Origin of the sequence: Flagellimonas sp. (assembly GCF_965215805.1) — a bacterium.
GTDB lineage: Bacteria > Bacteroidota > Bacteroidia > Flavobacteriales > Flavobacteriaceae > Flagellimonas.
Window position 1 is genome coordinate 2,755,690 of record NZ_OZ244124.1, and the last position, 16,961, is coordinate 2,772,650.

The following is a 16,961-nucleotide window of genomic DNA, read 5'->3' on the forward strand; positions in this document are numbered from 1 at the left end:
TTCCTTTTGCTTAAAATTGAATTGATATGATGCACCGCTTCGCCAAATTTTTATACTTCAAGGTTTTGCGTTGGAAGCTGGTAGGTGCCTTTCCCGATTTGGATAAATGCGTGATAATTGTAGTCCCCCATACCCATTGGCTGGATTTCTTTTTAGGACTTTTGGTGCGAAAGGTGATCAACAAGGAGATGAATTATATTGGAAAAAAGAGCCTTTTCAAACCTCCCTTTGGCTGGTTTTTTAGATGGACGGGCGGTGCTCCCATTGATCGGAGCAAAAGCTCCAATACAGTGGACAGCGTAGCGGATATTTTTAAGGAAAGGAAAACATTTCGTTTTGCGTTGGCACCTGAAGGAACCCGAAAAAAAGTAACCGCACTGAAAACAGGGTTCTATCACATTGCCAAAAAAGCCCAAGTTCCCATCGTTATGGTCGCGTTTGACTTTGGAAATAAACAGGTAAAGGTAGCGGAGCCATTTCTGCCTACTGAGGACATTCAACAGGATTTCAAAAAAATCCGCGCCTTTTTCAAGGGAGTCCAAGGGCGAATTCCCGAATATAGCTACTAGGTTTTTTTAAGCGGTTTGGCCTTGGGTTTCTCCACTTTTTTCTTGTTTCCCGGAAATACCAAGTTGGTGCTTGAATAGCTGCTGCCAAAGGTCAATGCTGCGGCATATACTTGTTGAATGGCATCCACCACTTGATGTTCTGAAAGTTCCTTCAATGGATGGGTATACACGGACCAAATAATCTCATCGCTCAGGGCGTATTTTACATCCAAAGCAGAATGAAAGTTGGCGACAAGGGCATTCAATAATTCTTCTTCACCAAGCTTGTCCCGTTCCACAATGGGTGAAATAATCCGCATGCGATTCGCATTTTCATCAAAAACACAGATCAACATGGCCTCATTAAACAAAAACTGGTATTGATTCCCATTTACTTTGACAGTATCGGCCTCTTTTTCAATAATTTCATAGAGTTTGGTAGGGGTCATTTCTTGGGACATCCCAAAAATGGGAAGCAACAAAATAAAAAGCGTTAAGACCTGCTTCATAATATCCGATTTTCAATTACGTCGATTAAATTTCGACTTCTTTACGTTGTAATTCCGAAAACAAGAGGAGAAATAATCTAGGTTCGTTCAAAATCCAGCTCTGCCCTTGCAGGATCATCCGTACCATCCCCATCCAAATCAAATTCCGCAGGACCACTGATGGAAAGCGTATTGGCTGTGCTTTGTATGCTAAAGAACTCATCATCTCCTGGAGAGTCGTCAAATTCAACCACCAATAGGTCTTCATCAAATGACATTTGCCCAGTGCTAATATCGGGATCCTCCCCCATTTCAGTAATGGTCAATGTAAATCTTCCGTTGGATTGGATAACAAGGGTTACCGTGCCCCCCTGTTCCACCACATCAATGGCCACTGAAGCTCCGCTTCCTGCAATATCAAATTCAGCTCGGGTAGCATTCCAACTTCCTGCAATATCACTGATGGAAATTTCCGATCCGTCAAGGTCAAGTCCTTCATCTTCTCCACATGCATATAGGCAAATGAGAAGCAAGGCACATCCAAAAAATCTGGTGATTACTTTCATGATTGATATAATTCGTTGATGAGTAATAAGTTACGAACTATATCATTAGTAAGATAAATCTTAAAGTTAAATTTATCGACCTTATAGCTGGACGATTATTCCTTCATTGTGTGGTACACATTTTGAACGTCATCGTCTTCCTCAATCTTTTCCAAGAGCTTTTCCACGTCCGCCACTTGCTCTTCAGAAAGTTCCTTGGTCACTTGGGGTATTCGCTCAAAACCAGAGGAGATGATTTCTATGTTACGGGATTCCAATTCTTTTTGGATAGCGCCAAAACTTTCAAAGGATGCATAGATATGAATGCCATCTTCATCCACGAATACCTCTTCGGCACCAAAATCAATGAATTCCAATTCCAACTCTTCGGGGTCTAATCCTTCCCCATTGATTGCGAAATTACAGGTGTGGTCAAACATAAACTCTACGGACCCAGAGGTGCCCAAGCTGCCATTGCACTTGTTGAAATAACTACGGATGTTTGCCACGGTTCGGGTATTGTTGTCCGTAGCGGTCTCAATTAAAATGGCAATACCATGGGGCGCGTAACCTTCAAAAAGAACTTCTTTGAAATCACCTTGACTTTTGTCCGACGCCCGTTTAATAGCTCTTTCAATGTTGTCCTTGGGCATGTTTACTGCCTTGGCATTTTGAATCACTGCACGCAATCTGGCATTGGAGTCCGGATCAGGACCACCTTCCTTTACCGCTATAACGATATCCTTGCCAATACGGGTAAATGCCTTGGACATGGCCGCCCAACGCTTCATCTTCCGTGCCTTTCTAAATTCAAATGCTCTTCCCATAAATCTTGATTTTGGACAGCGACAAATTTAGCAAAAAATGCCTCCTTGTCAAGTTGAAGTTCTACCCTTTGGCCACGATTAGTTCAATAGCGCTGGCCAGGCCAAAATCATTTTGGGTTATGCCGCCAACATCATGGGTATTCAACTTTATGGTAAGTTGATTGTAAACGTTTTCCCAATTGGGGTGATGGTTCTGCTGTTCGGCTACAAAAGCAATATGGGTCATTGTTGAAAATGCCTCCTTAAAGTCCTTAAAAACAAAAGACTTGCAGATGCTTTCGCCTTCATATGTCCATCCATCCAGGTTTTTTAAGCGGGCTTCTATCTCGGCCGTAGTCAGTTTGTCCATTTTTTTGATTTAATATAGTGAATAAATACAATCCCAGCCCGCTTTCCCATTCACTTTTTGGGTCCCTTGTTACATTTCCAAAAGCATATGTTACATATGGAGAATGTCCTAATAGAAGTCGCTTCTAATTTTGGAACAACGATGATCTCCATGTCGTAATGGATGGGAATATCTAAGAAAACTTCCCCCTAAAAACAAGGTTAACATTAAATCTAAAATCATGAAAAAAGTACATTTCATTTTTTTGGCCATTGTTGCAATGGCATGTACAGTTTTGGTTGCTTGTTCCGCGGAAGATGGCGAGACAGGACCTCAGGGACCACAAGGAATTCCCGGAATTGACGGACAGGATGGGCTAGATGGAACAGATGGTCAGGACGGAATTGACGGGCAAGATGGCAATGCCAATGTTATTTTTTCCAATTGGCTTGATGCGGATTGGAATGTGCAAGACGACCCCAGGGCAAAGTCAATGAACATATTGATTACAGAGATAGACAATATTGAGCTTAGGAATAAAACCTTGGTGTTTGTATATCTACAACAATGGGGAACGTCAAGTATTTATCCCATGCCCAACGCTGGCCGTTGGTCAAACACATTGTACTCCTATACGTTTGGAAATAATGGGATAACCTTAAACGGCATAACCGTAACGCTTGTAAGTACCAACGGGGTTGATTTAACTGAATTTCAGTACTCAGGCTCTAGAGGAAACAGGTTTCGGTATGTGTTGATTCCTGAAAGTGCCCAATCGGGCAAATTGGACTATTCCAACTATGAGGCGGTAAGAGCTTTTTACAACCTTCCAGATTAAACTTTTTAAATCAGTAACAATGAAAAAAATAATAGGATTCATTCTTTTTTGCACTTTGGTAAACCCTATTTGGGGCCAGACCAAAAAAATGACACGCTTTAACCCAGTTCAGCATGGGTTTAAATTCAACAATAGTTTTAAGAACATCTTTATAGATGCCATTGACTGGAGAACGGGAGGACTTTGTGGGGGTATGTCCTATGCCTCTTTGGATTATTATCACGCTAGAAGCATTTCCACGCCTAAAACTGCGCTTCGCCCCACGGAAGGAAGTCCTTTGCAGAAATACCTTTATGACCGTCAGGTAACTTCCATAACCTCCAACGTGGATAAATGGGCCGAAATTGGGCTCAATCCACTGGGAGCTCGTAATGGAGAATTTTTTAATTGGGGGGTGGAAAACAAACCGGGAAGCCGGATCAATGAACTTCGTCCTTTTATTAACAGGGGGCAACCCGTGCCTCTGGGCCTTCAAAGCGTTGGCGAGAAAGATTCCGACCCAGGTAATCATCAGGTGGTAGCTATTGGCTATGATTTTGGAACTGCCCAAAATCTGGCAAATGGAACATACAAACACAAAATGAAAATCTACACCTATGATCCCAACTACCCCAATAGGATTATGACCCTCCGACCCAATTTCAAAGATGAGGTTTTTTATTACGAGGAAGAACCACATATGCGGTGGAGAACCTATTTTGTGGACAAGAATTACCGAAAAAAAACACCCTTGAGAACTTCGTTGAGGGATTATCCAAACGATGGAAAAATACACGAATTGGTTTTCGAATTTGGAGTGGGCAAGGACGACCTAAGGGGAGGAAACGACAATTTAAACCTGACGATTTTATATCATAACGCAGCCCCGCAAAGGGTGTACAATGTAAACAAGGGGAACAAATGGATAGATGATTATTCGCAACATATCACGGTGCCATTGCGCACTCCTGTTCCTGTAACTACGATAAAATCGGTACAATTGAACACCATTTCAGGAAACGACAATTTCAATCTGGATTTGCTGCGCATTTATGTCAAGGGATTTAATAAAAACAGGAAAGTCTATGAAAGGCGGGGCGCCCCACTCAAACGCTTTACCGGTCAAGACAAAACTTTTTTGGCCATGATCCATAACAAACCACCCCAGGTAAGAACGGCTACTAGGACATCCACCTCAGGCCCAACCAAGGCTAGGACTGTACCATCAAGAAAACCCATTGATAGGTTACGGTTCTGGATTAGAACGGGGGATGATGATCTCAGGGGAGGAAACGACAATCTAAATATTATTGTGTACTATAGAAGTGGAGGAACCCAAACGGTTAGAAACGTAAACAAGGGCACCCGCTGGAAAGATCATGGATTGACTTCTGTGGACGTAACTCTGAACAAAAAGATTTATGCCACATCGGACATTTCCAGAGTGGTTTTGCAGACTACCTTTAGGGGTGGAGTTGGGGGCGATAACTGGAATATGAATTCTCTGAAGATTGAAGCCTATAAGGGGTCTAGCAAAGACACCAACTATTACGAAAGGGGTTCCAATGATACCCGATTGCATCGCTTTACAGACAAAAACAACTCATTTGTGGCCAAAAGATAGTAGTACACCATGAAAAGCAGTTGGGTTACATCTTGGGTCAAGAATACGGTAAATGTGTTAGTTGGCGTTTTATTTCTTTCCTGTGGAAGTGATGAAGGTAGTGAGCCACCAATTTCTTCGGGTTGTGCAACAGGTTCCAACACCAGCGTAACCTTTACGAATTCATTTACCGATCTTGATGATATAGCGCATATTGAACCTCTGGGAGAGGTGCAGGCGTTCCATAACTTTTCGGCACATACTTATGTTTTTATCAAGCCCGAAGTGACAGAAGTACTCGTTTATGCTCCAGTTGACATGGATTTGGTACATGTCACTTTTAATGGTACGGACTATCAACCCATGTTTCGGGCCAGTTGTGAGGTGGTATTACGATTTGGGCATATTACCAATCCAGTTTCTGCAATTCGGGATGCAGTGGTGACCCAAGGTATACCTTTGTTTGATGCCCAGTCTCCAACCTTGGCTAGTTTTTCAGCGGGAGAACAAATAGGAACCACATCTGGCACCGTTCAAGCGAAGAGCTTCGATTTTGGCGTGTATCACTCGGAGCGCTCCCTAACGTTTCTGAACAATTCCCGTTTCCATCCTGTTGAGACTTTTAGGCATGCCACTTGTCCGTATGATTACTTTACCGCTGATTTGCGAAATCAGATGTACGACCTTTTTGGCCCCAAGCCCCTTGCACAGCCTTTAAGTTGTAGGGGGCCACGTGGGAGGGCGGGTACTATTGCCGGGCCATGGTTCGATACGGAAGAAGTTTTTTCAACACCTTATCATGGGCAAACCGAATTTTCACCACTGCTGGTAGCTACCACATTAAAGGGAACGGTCAAGATTGTGCGAGGTACGGAATCCAATGTTTACAGAACCCTTTTGGGAGCTGCTACCCATGCCGATCCCGAAGAAGTGAATACGGAACACTGCTATGAAGTGGAATCAGGCGGATACTTCTACTTTCAGTTACAGACGGATGGAACTTTGCGGGTTGTCAGGGAAACTTCGGGTACTTGTCCTTCTGAATTTCCCTCTTCTGGATATATGATCTATTATCGATAAGCTCGAAATTCAACAAACTTCCATTCATATGGTTTTTGTACCTTTTTATGATTCAACCTTAAAATGAAGCATGTAGTTTCCATAACCCTCCTATTCCTTGGTTTTTCCATATCGTGGGGTCAAACCGAAAAGGAAATTGATTCCTTGAAACAATTGCTCAAGGGAAATACCAATGTTGAGGAATCAGTAGAAATTAATGAGCAGCTTTTTGTGGCCTACCTTTATGCTTCCCCCGATTCCGCAGACCGCTATCGAAAAAACATTCGAGAGATTTCCGCGAAAAACAACTATGCGAATGGCGAGTATCTCTATCAATCCCTAAGTGGGCGTTATCAATTTGCCAAATCCGACATTGATAGTGCTTTTTACCATATTGAAAAGGCCTCCAAAATAGCTGAAAAGCTTCAAAATAAATCCTATTTGGCGGACTGCTATAAGAAGATAGGAGTGATTTATAACATCCGACGAAACGACTCCTTATCCAAAAAGTATGCGCAGTTGGCCTTGTTCAATGCGAAACAAACTGACGATTGGAGAACCCTGTCTTCCATATACATCTTGTTGGGAAACCAGCACTTTGAGCTTACGGAATACCCAGAAGCTCTTACGTATTATTTAAAACTGGATTCTATTTATACATCCCGGAATGAAATGGACAAATCATTGGCCGCCGCCTATACCAATATAGGTATGATCTATTCTGAACTAAGAAATCCGGAAGCAGTACCCTATATTGAAAAAAGTATTGAAATCTATGAAACATTGGGATTGGAAGAGGGTGTTCACTATGGTGAATTGGCCCTAGGCACATATTACGACCTAATACAGGAGAATGAAAAGGCCATTGAACACTTACTTAATGCTGAGAAGTATTATGAATCTTACGGAGATTTTAGAATCCTGGGAAGTATTTATGGAAGATTGGGTGAAACCTACTTGGAATTTAATGATTTTGCAAATGCTGAAAAATACCTTTTAAAAGCTTCTGGAATTCCAGAAAGTTCTGGGTCAGGAGTGCGTAAGGCTACTGACCAGATTAACCTAGGAGATTTATATTGGCATAAAAAGCAGTATCAAAAAGCCATTGCCCATTTCAAGGAAGCTTTGGAACTCATTGAAGCGGATGGTAATGAGGAGTCCATGCGCATGCAGCTTCTCAACGTCTATCGAGGACTATATGGTGCTTACAAAGACAGTAAGGATTACAAGAATGCTTTGATGGCGCTTGAAAACCAAATGGAATTGGAAGCCATTGTACAAGAATCCCAAAACGAGTTAGAAGTTGAGGAACTCAACAAAAAATATCAGACAGACAAACAACAGCAAGAAATAGAACTGCTGACATCCCAATCGGAACTGGCCGAAGAAAAATCCAAAAATCAACGGAATTTGTTCGTTGGCAGTATTTCAGTTTTGGGATTGGCATTTATCACCTTGTTTTTTCTTTTTCGAAACAAACAAAAAACCAATCAAAGGCTAAAGGAACTGGAAGCGGCCAAATCCAAGTTTTTTGCCAACATTTCCCATGAATTCAGAACACCCTTGACCTTGATTTCAGGCCCTGTTGCACATCAATTGTCCAAAAAGGGACTTTCTGTGGATGATAAAACAGATTTAGGATTGATCCAACGCAATGCTGACCGTTTACTTAAACTTGTAAATCAAATATTGGATCTGTCCAAAATTGAAGCAGGTAACAGAAAGCTTCGCGTCTCCAAGGGGAATATGGAACTTTTTATGACGCATTTGATAGAACCTTTTCAGTATAGAGCCCAACAAACCGATGTGGTTTTCATTAGTCAGATTAATGTCCCTGGCAAGGTATGGTTTGATAGGGATGTGGTGGAAAAAATTGTTGCGAATCTCCTGTCCAATGCCATTAAGTACAATCAACACCAAGGTCAAATCGAATTTAAGGCTGTTGAGCACGGGGAGCAATTGAGTATTACCACGATCAACCAAAATCATGATCTGTCAGAAAAAGAACTACCGCTCTTGTTTGACCGTTTTTACCAAACCAATACGATGAATCAAGGTTTCGGTATAGGCCTCTCGTTGGTTCAGGAATTGGCAAATCTTGCAAAGGGAACGGTACGCGCATACAAACCCAATGACGCAACTGTGGCATTTGAGGTAACATTGCCAGTTTCAAAAAATGCCTTTTCCAAAGGAGAGATAGTGGCAGAGGAAGAGGTGCTGTCAAGTCTGAAAAGAGACAATACTGATTTGGGCATCGAGCCAGATACGGACCACGAATATGTTGAAGCAAACTCCCTACCTGTACTTCTGGTTGTGGATGACAATTCAGAAATTAGGCTTTTTATCAAAACTCTGTTTAAAAAGGAGTATAACATATTGGAGGCGGAAAATGGCGAGGCAGGCGAGAACATTGCATTGGAAACTATCCCTGACTTGATTATTTCCGATGTGATGATGCCGATAAAGAATGGAATCGAATTAAGCAATACCCTTAAGACCGATGAAAGGACCTCACATATCCCAATTATATTGTTGACTGCAAAATCTGGGGAGGAAAACGAGCTGGAAGGACTTAAAACAGGTGCGGACGCCTATATGGTAAAGCCGTTTAAGGAAGAGAAATTAAGAGTGGTTATCGACAAGTTGATTGCCACCAGAACAGCCATTCAGGAAAAATTTGGCAACCAACCGTTTTTTAAAGCCAAGAATATTGAGCTTACCAGTGTGGACACAGAGCTTTTGAACCGAATTCAGCGCATATTGGATACGGAGCTGACCAATCCAGAGTTTAATGCCCAAACTTTTGCGGAACAGGTTGGCCTGAGTCGTATGCACCTGCATCGCAAGTTAAAGGCGCTAACCGGACTTTCCACAACGGAATTTATTAGAAGCCAACGCTTAAAGCTTGCAGCTCAATTGTTGGAAGAAGGACATAGTAGCATTGCAGAGGTGGCCTATGCCACAGGATTTAACCAACCTGCCTATTTTTCCACGGTCTTCAAGCAGGAGTTTGGACACTCGCCTTCGGATTATGTCGAAAGTAATTGAGAAGGTTGCATAAAACCATCTACGGGACTCTCAAAATCTTCTCCATTTTACGCCCTTTGGCAAGTTCATCCACTAACTTGTCCAAAAAGCGAACTTGTTGGGTAAGGGGTGTGGTGATATCTTCAATACGGTATCCACAAATGACCCCTTTGATCAAATGGGCGTTGGGGTTCAAGCTTGCCTGAGCAAAGAACTCTTTAAATGTGATCTTTTCCGATATGTGTTTCCGCAGGGTAACTTCATCATAACCCGTTAACCAGGTAATCACCTGATGCAATTCTTCCTTGGAACGGCCTTTCTTTTCCACCTTGGATAAATAATGCGGGTATACGGAGGTAAAGGTCATGTTGGCCATTCGCTGATCATGTTCTGGTGTTGTTGCCATTTTCACGTTGACCTTTAAAGGGTTGGAAATCTATTTGTTCTCTGAAAGATAACCCTTAAGAATTAATTGCATGCCCCTTTTCAGCATTCTTTGGGATTCATTGTTGTTCAATCCGGCCACATCCTTGGTTACGATTAAGGGCTCTATACCCATAAAAAGGGTAAGCAGGTTGGCCAAATCCTTTTTTTCTTGGAGGGGCAGGTTTTCTTTTTCCAAAGCCAAATGCAGGGCCTTGATGCGTCGAGCGCCACGAACAGATTTGGAAGTGGAGGGAACGATCACTGCACTTAAATACCTACGGAATAAGGGTTCATTGTCCAGGGAAAGTCTATTAAAATAATCTTGGATGCCCAAGACCTTTTCTTCAAGACTTTTGTCTTGGTAATTCTCCAAAATAGCTTCAGAATCGAGGGTATTGATATCCAAACTGGCCTCTGTGGTAAGGATTTCCACATTGGAATAATACCTATAAATCGTTGCCCGTGATACCCCTGACTTTTGAGCGACATTCTCTAGATTAAAACTCTTTCCCTTTTTTAAGAAGTAATGGGCACTCTTCAAGATTTTATCCCTGGTTTCAAGTTTTTGATTGGTGCGCCCCGTTTGGATATATTCCTTGTTCATGAGACAAATATCTTATAAGTTTTTGAAAAACCAAAAAGATCTTCTATGTTTGTGAGACAAACGTCTTATAAAATGGAAAATTCGAACACTAAATGGGTGTTGGGACATAAGGTAACCGTTCATGATACCACTGGGGACTATGATCTAATGTATGCCGAAACACCACCTCATGTACCTGGGCCGCCGCCGCATTTACACAATTCGTATAAAGAGTCTTTTTTGATTTTGGAAGGGGAAATGGAGTTCATGGTCAATGGGGAAATAAGGAATGTAAAGGCTGGGGAATCTGTAGATATTCCCCCCAAAACCTTACATACCTTCGGGAACAAAAGCGATGCGCCATGCAAATGGATCAACATTCACAGTCCTAAAGGATTTCGAGAGTTTTTTGAGCAAATGGGCTTACCTGCCCAACAGGAAAAGTCCCAAGAAAACTCCGTTGCTCCAGAAATCATCGGGAAAGTCATTGCTACTGCAGCGGACTTTGATATGGTGATTAAGGCTTAGATTATTTTTTTCCATTATTAGGATGCCTATTCCAAATTTTGAATTCTAAATTTTTAATGCTGAATACTTGATTGAAAGTTGAAAATGGAAAATTGAACTTGTGCTTGAATTTTAAGTGTTAAATGGATTTTAATTTAAAACTCAACATTTAAAATCATTACCAGTAATTGAAGAAAAGCTCAACGGCATTTCCCAAAACAAATCCCCATAACGCACCAAAAAAAGAAATTTTTCCCAGCTCAAAAGTATTGGTAAAGGATAGCCAAAGGGCAATCACGGCGCAGAGTGTAAAGAGGACCATGGCGTAAATGGGCACCATACTGGTAAACAGTCCTGCAAGATTAAAAATGGGATCCAAAACAGCTGTAAATCCGAAGAGAGCCAGCGCAAAATTGGCCTTGGGATGTTTTTTGAACAGGTAGACCCCCGCCACCAAAAGCTCCACCGCTATAGCCAAAGGCCCGAACTGGTTGTAGTATTCCTTTTCAAAATACCCTTCAACACTATCTGGAATCTGAATGCCTAAATAATAAAGCACTCCCAAGATTAGGGAAATACCGATAAATATGATTGCAACGATTTTTCTGGTGTTCATTGGTCAAAGGTGGTTATCTGGTTAAAACGGAACTGTCTAAAGATAAGATAATTGAAAATGGGAAATGGAAAGTTGAAACTTAGTCTTTAGTCTTTAGTCTTGGGTCTTTGGACTTTGGTCTTTGGTTAAGGGTGAAGGGTCTGACAACTGAAGTCTGATTTCTGATTTTCGACGTTGAGTTCTAAGAGTTAAATGTTGAATTGAAAATGGAAAATTGAACTTGGGTTTAAACTTGAACTTTTTTAGGTTAAGAGTCTTGGGTCTTGGGTCTTGGGTCTTGGGTCTTGGGTCTTGGGTCTTGGGTTAAGGGAGAAGGGAGAAGGGTGAAGGGTGAAGGGGTCTGATAACTGAAGTCTGATTTCTGATTTTCAATGTTGAGTTCTAAGTTCTAAATGTTGAATCGGTTTCAATTTAAAACTTAGCATTTAAAATTTAGGATTAGTCAACGGGAATATGATGGTCTATGATTTCTTGGTATTTGACCCGAAGGTTTTTAGGGAGTTTGTTATGCTTTGGTAGGGCGGCCAGATATCGGTCTTCGTTGGTCGTGAACACCCGCTTCAAAATAGGGTGGAAGTTCCCCATTTTCTTAATGATTTCTTTGATAAACTCTTCATGCTGAATCAAATCCTTGCTTCCCAAATGAAAAATGCCCGTTTTGTCCCTGTTGATGAGGTAGTGGATTTGCTGGGTCAGCCGGTCATCGTTGGTGACGTTGACAATGAGGTTGGGAAATACTTCGATGGGTTCATGAGCCTCCAAATGCATTTTGATTTCCTTAACTCGTGGAGAGGTGTTTCCAAAGACCATGGGTACCCTGAGGATAGCCGTCTTTTCCTTGGGTAACCGCATCATCATATTCTCAATCTTGATTTTTAACCGACCGTATACACTTTCAGACAAGGTTTTGTCGTACTCATAGGATGGGAATTTGCTGTAGGCATCAAACACATTGGCCGAGGAAATAAAATAGAGCTTCGTCTTGTTTTTGATGAGGTATTCCATCATATGTTCATGAGCCTGTACCTGAGCAGCAAACTCGCCTCGAAGGGCGGATATGATAAAATCCGGTTGTACGTGTTCCAGTAGTTGCACAATATCGTCCTCGCGCATATCGTATCGGAGAAATTGCCCATTATCGCTATAGATGGTGGTGTGGCAATAGGTGCCAAAGGTGTTGAAATAGTTGCAGAGCTCTTTATAAATGGCATTGCCAATAAAGCCGCTAGCTCCCAGTATGAGTATCTTCTTTTTATCCAAAAACTAAAAAATTGACAAACCGGTTTCGGTTGTTAATTGCTCCAACGCCAGCATCCCCAGCTTGGAATTTCCTTTTTCATTGAGTCCAGGCGACCAGGTGGCCACACAAAAATGGTTGGGCAATAGGGCCACGATACCGCCACCTACACCACTCTTGCCGGGTAAACCCACTTCAAAGGCAAATTCCCCGGCCTCGTCATAAAAGCCGCAAGTGAGCATAATTGCATTGATACGCTTTACTTGAGATAGACTGACATAGTTATTGTTTTGTAGACAATTGCCCCGATTCATAAAAATATAGAACACCTTCACCAGCTGTTCACAGCTCATGGCAATGGCGCAGGAATGGAAATAGAAATCGAGGACATCCTCTACATCATGCTCCAAATTTCCAAAGGATTTAATGAGGTTGGCCGCAGCATAATTTCTAAACCCCGTTCTTTTTTCGGACTCCGCCACTTCCAAATCATAATCAATGGAAGGATCACCAGCAATATTGCGGATGTATTGTATAAATTCTTGCTTCGGATTTTTAAATTGGGACAACAATACATCACAGATCACTATGGCTCCCGCATTGATCAAGGGATTTCTGGGGATTCCGTTTTCCATTTCCAAAAGCGACAGATGGTTGAAGGGATCTCCCGAAGGTTCCACATCCACCCTTTTCCAAAGTGCATCGCCTACCTTGGCAAAGGCCATGGAGAGTAGAAGTACCTTGGACACACTCTGGATGGAAAATCGTTCCTGCGCATCACCCACCGAAAATTGTTGGGCATTGCTGTCCAAAATGGAAATGCCAAATTTATTGGCATCCACTTTGGAAAGTTCGGGGATGTAGTCAGCCACCCGACCCTTATCTGAACATTGTTGAATGTTCGTATGGATTTGGTCTAATATGGGCTGAAAATCTATCATTATCCCTTATAAAATGGAAGTTTTACGATGCTTGCTTTTACTTGTGCCTTTCGGATTTGGATGTAGATTTCGGTATCCACTTGGGAATGCTCTTTCGGCACATATCCCAATCCAATCCCTTTGGAAAGGGAAGGAGACATGGTTCCAGAGGTCACTTTTCCAATCTCGTTACCATCTGCATCCACAATGGCATAGCCCTGTCTAGGAATACCTCGCTCCTGAAGTTCAAAAGCGATCAATTTGCGAGCGACCCCTGCTTCTTTTTGGGCAGCCAAAGCCTCGCTGTTCACAAAATCCTTTGTGAATTTGGTAATCCAACCCAAACCAGCCTCCAAAGGAGAGGTGGTGTCATCAATATCATTTCCGTAAAGGCAATACCCCATTTCCAATCGGAGCGTATCCCTAGCGGCCAAGCCAATAGGTTTGATGCCAAAATCGGATCCCGCCTCCAGGACTTTGTCCCACACTTGTTGCACTTCGGAGTTTTTACAGTAGATTTCGAACCCACCTGAACCTGTGTAACCCGTAGCGGAAATAATAACGTGGTTAATCCCTGCAAAATCCCCTACCACAAAGTTGTAGAATTTAATTTCCGATAGGTCAATGGAAGATAGCGATTGCATAGCCTCTACAGCCTTTGGTCCTTGAATGGCCAATAGGGAATAGTCGTCAGAGATATTTTTCATCGCTGCCCCAATGGACTCATTATATTTTGAAATGTGGTTCCAATCTTTTTCAATATTGGAAGCGTTGACCACCAATAAATAGGTTTCCTCCTTTACCCCATAGATGATCAGATCGTCCACAACTCCTCCAGTCTCGTTAGGCATGCAGCTATACTGCGCCTTGCCCACGGTAAGCTTGGTAGCGTCATTGGAACTTACTTTTTGGATAAGCTCTAAGGCCTTCGGCCCTTCTATCAAAAATTCACCCATGTGCGAAACATCGAAGACCCCAACGGCCTTACGCACGGTTTCATGTTCCACGTTTACCCCTTCGTAGGAAACGGGCATATTATACCCTGCAAAGGGAACCATCTTGGCACCAAGAGCAATATGGGTTTCAGTTAATGCAGTTGATTTCATTATGTCCAGTTTACGGGGTAAATTTATTCGAATTCGGGAAAGAAACACCTAAAAATTCCGAATCTTTTAAACAATATGGTGTTAACTGGAAGATGGGTCGGTTAGGTGCCCAATAAATAGGATTTCAGGCCTTCGTAATTATCTATTTTGATGGATTTTTTCTCCTTGTCCATCACCTTTTGAATTTGGGCAGGAATAGCTGGGGTTAAGCCCAAGGTTTCCTCTACTACATCCAAAAATTTGACGGGATGGGCGGTTTCCAAGAAGATACCGTAGGTGTCCGGATTGACTTTTTGATATTCTTTTAGCCCCAAGTATCCTACGGCCCCATGTGGGTCTGCCACATATCCCGAATTTTGGTGGATGGTTTTCATAATCTCTCTAGTAGTATCATCCGAAAAGGAATAGGAGGAAAGATTATTTCGCAAACTGCTCAATTCATCTTGATACAAATGTCTTATACGAACAAAATTACTGGGGTCTCCCACATCCATGGCATTGGAAATGGTTGCAATAGAAGGTAGTGGCTCGTATACGCCATTTTTCAAGAAATTTGGGACCACTTTATTGGCATTGGTAGCTGCTACAAAATGCTTTACGGGCATGCCCAGTTTTTGGGCAACCATTCCGGCACAGATGTTCCCAAAATTTCCGGAAGGCACGGAAAACACAATTTCCTTTCCCTGGGATTTGGCCTGTTTATAGGCAAACAAAAAGTAGAACAACTGAGGTAACCAGCGGGCAATATTAATGCTATTGGCCGAGGTTAATTTTTTGTGGTCAGTGATTTCGGTATCCAGAAAAGCGGTTTTTACCATACGTTGGCAATCATCAAACACCCCGTTCACTTCCATGGCCACGATGTTCTGGCCCAAGGTGGTCAGTTGCCGTTCTTGGATGTCCGATACCTTTCCGCTAGGGTACAGGATGACCACATTCACGCCATCCACTCCCAAAAAACCGTTGGCTACCGCACCTCCTGTATCCCCGGAAGTGGCCACCAAAACGGTTACCTCCGTTTTTTCTCCTTTGGAGAAATGGCCCAAGCAGTTGGCCATAAATCGAGCACCTACATCCTTAAAGGCCATGGTGGGGCCATGAAAAAGTTCCAAAGTGGCCACATTTTCCTCGATTTCCACCACTGGAAAATCAAAATCAAGCACATTGGCAATGATTTCCCGTAAGGTTTCATTTTCAATATCATCCTTTACAAACTGATGAATGGCCTGGAAAGCAATTTCATGGTTGGATAAGGTCTCTATTTGGTCAAAAAAATCAGTAGGTAAAGCTTCTATCTTCTCTGGAAAATAAAGGCCTTTGTCTGGCGCAATTCCAGCAATAACGGCTTCTTTGAAACTTGCTTGATTTTCTGGGTTGTTTAGACTGTAAAACTTCATGGAAAATTAGAGTGGTTTTACCCCTTGGGTATTTACTTTGGAAACATGAATGTCAAAATCGATGCCAATGGAACTGTATGTTTTATGCATGGTTTCGGCCACTTTTTCAGCAATGGTCTTCCCTTTACTTAGCGCAAAAATGGAGGGGCCTGAACCGGAAATTCCACAACCCAGGGCACCTGCTTGCAGTGCATTGGAGCGGATGGCATCAAAACCAGGGATCAAAATGGAACGAATAGGCTCTACCACATGATCTTCCAAGGAACGACCAATCAGGTCGTAATCGCTTTGGAACAGTCCGGCAACCAATCCACCTAAATTACCCCACTGCCGAATCCCAGTTTCCAAGGTGAGTTTGGTCTTTAGGATTTTTCGGGAATCGGATGTTTTAATTTCTATTTGCGGATGAATTACCGTGGCAAACAACTCATCAGGAGTGGGAATGGAAACGATATCCAAGGGTTCATAACTACGGACTAAGGTGAAGCCACCATAAATGGCCGGAGCCACATTATCCGCATGGGCCACACTGCTTGCCAATTTTTCTCCCTGCATGGCAAATTGGGTCAACTCTAAGTTGGAAAATGGCTTGCCCAACAATTCGTTCATGGCCCAAACCGCCCCTGCTGAGCTTGCGGCGCTACTGCCAATACCACTTCCAGGCTTGATTCGTTTGTCAATCTCTATCTCGAATCCACCCTCATAGTTGCTGTGTTCCAATAAAGCCAATCCAGCAACTCCAGAAACATTCTTTTCCGTTTCCAAGGGCAAATCCTGACCTTCTATTTTGATGATTTTGATACCTTTTTCAGGAATCTTACGGACAACCATCTCGTCCCCAACGGAATCCAAGGCCAGTCCCAACACATCAAATCCACAGGAAACATTGGCAATAGTGGCCGGGCAAAAAACTTTGATTTCTTCCAT

At 42.5% G+C, this 16,961-nt stretch carries 18 protein-coding genes; 6 read left to right on the top strand and 12 right to left on the bottom strand.

Going from position 1 to position 16,961, the window contains the following annotated elements; all coding sequences use genetic code 11:
- Nucleotides 1-29 precede the first annotated feature (29 nt).
- Nucleotides 30-569 (top strand): 1-acyl-sn-glycerol-3-phosphate acyltransferase, encoded by a 540-nt coding sequence (locus tag ACOOE0_RS12265; RefSeq protein ID WP_420402223.1) that lies wholly within the window; start codon nucleotides 30-32, stop codon nucleotides 567-569.
- Here the strand turns inward: ACOOE0_RS12265 and ACOOE0_RS12270 are convergent.
- The 4 genes from ACOOE0_RS12270 to ACOOE0_RS12285 all read right to left on the bottom strand — a co-directional run bounded on the left by ACOOE0_RS12270 (nucleotide 566) and on the right by ACOOE0_RS12285 (nucleotide 2,757).
- On the bottom strand, nucleotides 566-1,057 hold the full coding sequence (locus ACOOE0_RS12270; RefSeq protein ID WP_420399196.1) for a hypothetical protein: 492 nt from the start codon (nucleotides 1,055-1,057) through the stop codon (nucleotides 566-568). The genes ACOOE0_RS12265 and ACOOE0_RS12270 overlap by 4 nt on opposite strands.
- Before the next feature lie 77 nt (nucleotides 1,058-1,134).
- Nucleotides 1,135-1,602 carry a hypothetical protein gene (locus ACOOE0_RS12275; RefSeq protein ID WP_420399197.1) on the bottom strand — a complete coding sequence of 156 codons (468 nt, stop codon included), beginning with the start codon at nucleotides 1,600-1,602 and terminating at the stop codon, nucleotides 1,135-1,137.
- Between the two features lie 95 nt (nucleotides 1,603-1,697).
- Nucleotides 1,698-2,408 (bottom strand): YebC/PmpR family DNA-binding transcriptional regulator, encoded by a 711-nt coding sequence (locus ACOOE0_RS12280; protein ID WP_420399198.1) that lies wholly within the window; start codon nucleotides 2,406-2,408, stop codon nucleotides 1,698-1,700.
- Between the two features lie 61 nt (nucleotides 2,409-2,469).
- Nucleotides 2,470-2,757 carry a 4a-hydroxytetrahydrobiopterin dehydratase gene (locus ACOOE0_RS12285; RefSeq protein ID WP_420399199.1) on the bottom strand — a complete coding sequence of 96 codons (288 nt, stop codon included), beginning with the start codon at nucleotides 2,755-2,757 and terminating at the stop codon, nucleotides 2,470-2,472.
- A gap of 220 nt (nucleotides 2,758-2,977) precedes the next feature.
- On the opposite strand from ACOOE0_RS12285, the gene ACOOE0_RS12290 reads away from it, so the two are divergent.
- The 4 genes from ACOOE0_RS12290 to ACOOE0_RS12305 all read left to right on the top strand — a co-directional run bounded on the left by ACOOE0_RS12290 (nucleotide 2,978) and on the right by ACOOE0_RS12305 (nucleotide 9,263).
- A complete protein-coding gene (locus ACOOE0_RS12290; protein WP_420399200.1) occupies nucleotides 2,978-3,574 on the top strand; it encodes a hypothetical protein in 597 nt (198 codons plus the stop codon).
- 19 nt (nucleotides 3,575-3,593) lie between these two features.
- A complete protein-coding gene (locus ACOOE0_RS12295) occupies nucleotides 3,594-5,177 on the top strand; it encodes a hypothetical protein (RefSeq protein WP_420399201.1) in 1,584 nt (527 codons plus the stop codon).
- A gap of 9 nt (nucleotides 5,178-5,186) precedes the next feature.
- Nucleotides 5,187-6,236, top strand: a complete 1,050-nt coding sequence (locus ACOOE0_RS12300; RefSeq protein WP_420399202.1) for a hypothetical protein — start codon at nucleotides 5,187-5,189, stop codon at nucleotides 6,234-6,236.
- A 63-nt stretch (nucleotides 6,237-6,299) separates the two neighbouring features.
- The gene (locus ACOOE0_RS12305; protein ID WP_420399203.1) at nucleotides 6,300-9,263 is read left to right on the top strand and encodes a response regulator; all 2,964 of its coding nucleotides are present in this window, start codon (nucleotides 6,300-6,302) and stop codon (nucleotides 9,261-9,263) included.
- 19 nt (nucleotides 9,264-9,282) lie between these two features.
- On the opposite strand, the gene ACOOE0_RS12310 is transcribed toward ACOOE0_RS12305, so the two are convergent.
- Nucleotides 9,283-9,648 carry a DUF2200 domain-containing protein gene (locus ACOOE0_RS12310; protein WP_420399204.1) on the bottom strand — a complete coding sequence of 122 codons (366 nt, stop codon included), beginning with the start codon at nucleotides 9,646-9,648 and terminating at the stop codon, nucleotides 9,283-9,285.
- A gap of 30 nt (nucleotides 9,649-9,678) precedes the next feature.
- Nucleotides 9,679-10,272: a TetR/AcrR family transcriptional regulator gene (locus ACOOE0_RS12315; protein WP_420399205.1), complete on the bottom strand. Its 594-nt coding sequence runs from the start codon at nucleotides 10,270-10,272 to the stop codon at nucleotides 9,679-9,681.
- 72 nt (nucleotides 10,273-10,344) lie between these two features.
- Between ACOOE0_RS12315 and ACOOE0_RS12320 the strand changes: the two genes are divergently transcribed.
- Nucleotides 10,345-10,779 carry a cupin domain-containing protein gene (locus tag ACOOE0_RS12320; protein ID WP_420399206.1) on the top strand — a complete coding sequence of 145 codons (435 nt, stop codon included), beginning with the start codon at nucleotides 10,345-10,347 and terminating at the stop codon, nucleotides 10,777-10,779.
- 157 nt (nucleotides 10,780-10,936) lie between these two features.
- On the opposite strand, the gene ACOOE0_RS12325 is transcribed toward ACOOE0_RS12320, so the two are convergent.
- The 6 genes from ACOOE0_RS12325 to ACOOE0_RS12350 form a co-directional block, all read right to left on the bottom strand.
- A complete protein-coding gene (locus ACOOE0_RS12325) occupies nucleotides 10,937-11,374 on the bottom strand; it encodes a hypothetical protein (protein WP_420399207.1) in 438 nt (145 codons plus the stop codon).
- Nucleotides 11,375-11,812: 438 nt separating this feature from the next.
- A complete protein-coding gene (locus ACOOE0_RS12330) occupies nucleotides 11,813-12,634 on the bottom strand; it encodes a sugar nucleotide-binding protein (protein ID WP_420399208.1) in 822 nt (273 codons plus the stop codon).
- Between the two features lie 3 nt (nucleotides 12,635-12,637).
- Entirely contained in the window at nucleotides 12,638-13,552 is a 915-nt protein-coding gene (locus tag ACOOE0_RS12335) for a glutaminase (protein WP_420399209.1), read from the bottom strand.
- Nucleotides 13,552-14,637 (bottom strand): glycine cleavage system aminomethyltransferase GcvT, encoded by a 1,086-nt coding sequence (gcvT, locus tag ACOOE0_RS12340; protein WP_420399210.1) that lies wholly within the window; start codon nucleotides 14,635-14,637, stop codon nucleotides 13,552-13,554. The genes ACOOE0_RS12335 and gcvT overlap by 1 nt, the downstream gene beginning before the upstream one ends.
- A gap of 101 nt (nucleotides 14,638-14,738) precedes the next feature.
- Entirely contained in the window at nucleotides 14,739-16,034 is a 1,296-nt protein-coding gene (gene thrC, locus ACOOE0_RS12345; RefSeq protein ID WP_420399211.1) for a threonine synthase, read from the bottom strand.
- Between the two features lie 6 nt (nucleotides 16,035-16,040).
- The gene (locus ACOOE0_RS12350) at nucleotides 16,041-16,961 is read right to left on the bottom strand and encodes a homoserine kinase (protein ID WP_420399212.1); all 921 of its coding nucleotides are present in this window, start codon (nucleotides 16,959-16,961) and stop codon (nucleotides 16,041-16,043) included.

Excerpts from the sequence above, each read along its gene's own strand:
- ACOOE0_RS12290 (WP_420399200.1), top strand. The coding sequence starts at position 2,978 with ATGAAAAAAGTACATTTCATTTTTTTGGCCATTGTTGCAATGGCATGT.
- ACOOE0_RS12265 (WP_420402223.1), top strand. The coding sequence starts at position 30 with ATGCACCGCTTCGCCAAATTTTTATACTTCAAGGTTTTGCGTTGGAAG.
- ACOOE0_RS12315 (WP_420399205.1), bottom strand. The coding sequence starts at position 10,272 with ATGAACAAGGAATATATCCAAACGGGGCGCACCAATCAAAAACTTGAA.
- ACOOE0_RS12275 (WP_420399197.1), bottom strand. The coding sequence starts at position 1,602 with ATGAAAGTAATCACCAGATTTTTTGGATGTGCCTTGCTTCTCATTTGC.
- ACOOE0_RS12320 (WP_420399206.1), top strand. The coding sequence starts at position 10,345 with ATGGAAAATTCGAACACTAAATGGGTGTTGGGACATAAGGTAACCGTT.
- ACOOE0_RS12270 (WP_420399196.1), bottom strand. The coding sequence starts at position 1,057 with ATGAAGCAGGTCTTAACGCTTTTTATTTTGTTGCTTCCCATTTTTGGG.
- ACOOE0_RS12325 (WP_420399207.1), bottom strand. The coding sequence starts at position 11,374 with ATGAACACCAGAAAAATCGTTGCAATCATATTTATCGGTATTTCCCTA.
- gcvT (WP_420399210.1), bottom strand. The coding sequence starts at position 14,637 with ATGAAATCAACTGCATTAACTGAAACCCATATTGCTCTTGGTGCCAAG.
- ACOOE0_RS12300 (WP_420399202.1), top strand. The coding sequence starts at position 5,187 with ATGAAAAGCAGTTGGGTTACATCTTGGGTCAAGAATACGGTAAATGTG.
- ACOOE0_RS12335 (WP_420399209.1), bottom strand. The coding sequence starts at position 13,552 with ATGATAGATTTTCAGCCCATATTAGACCAAATCCATACGAACATTCAA.
- ACOOE0_RS12310 (WP_420399204.1), bottom strand. The coding sequence starts at position 9,648 with ATGGCAACAACACCAGAACATGATCAGCGAATGGCCAACATGACCTTT.
- ACOOE0_RS12305 (WP_420399203.1), top strand. The coding sequence starts at position 6,300 with ATGAAGCATGTAGTTTCCATAACCCTCCTATTCCTTGGTTTTTCCATA.
- thrC (WP_420399211.1), bottom strand. The coding sequence starts at position 16,034 with ATGAAGTTTTACAGTCTAAACAACCCAGAAAATCAAGCAAGTTTCAAA.
- ACOOE0_RS12295 (WP_420399201.1), top strand. The coding sequence starts at position 3,594 with ATGAAAAAAATAATAGGATTCATTCTTTTTTGCACTTTGGTAAACCCT.
- ACOOE0_RS12280 (WP_420399198.1), bottom strand. The coding sequence starts at position 2,408 with ATGGGAAGAGCATTTGAATTTAGAAAGGCACGGAAGATGAAGCGTTGG.
- ACOOE0_RS12350 (WP_420399212.1), bottom strand. The coding sequence starts at position 16,961 with ATGGAAGAAATCAAAGTTTTTTGCCCGGCCACTATTGCCAATGTTTCC.
- ACOOE0_RS12285 (WP_420399199.1), bottom strand. The coding sequence starts at position 2,757 with ATGGACAAACTGACTACGGCCGAGATAGAAGCCCGCTTAAAAAACCTG.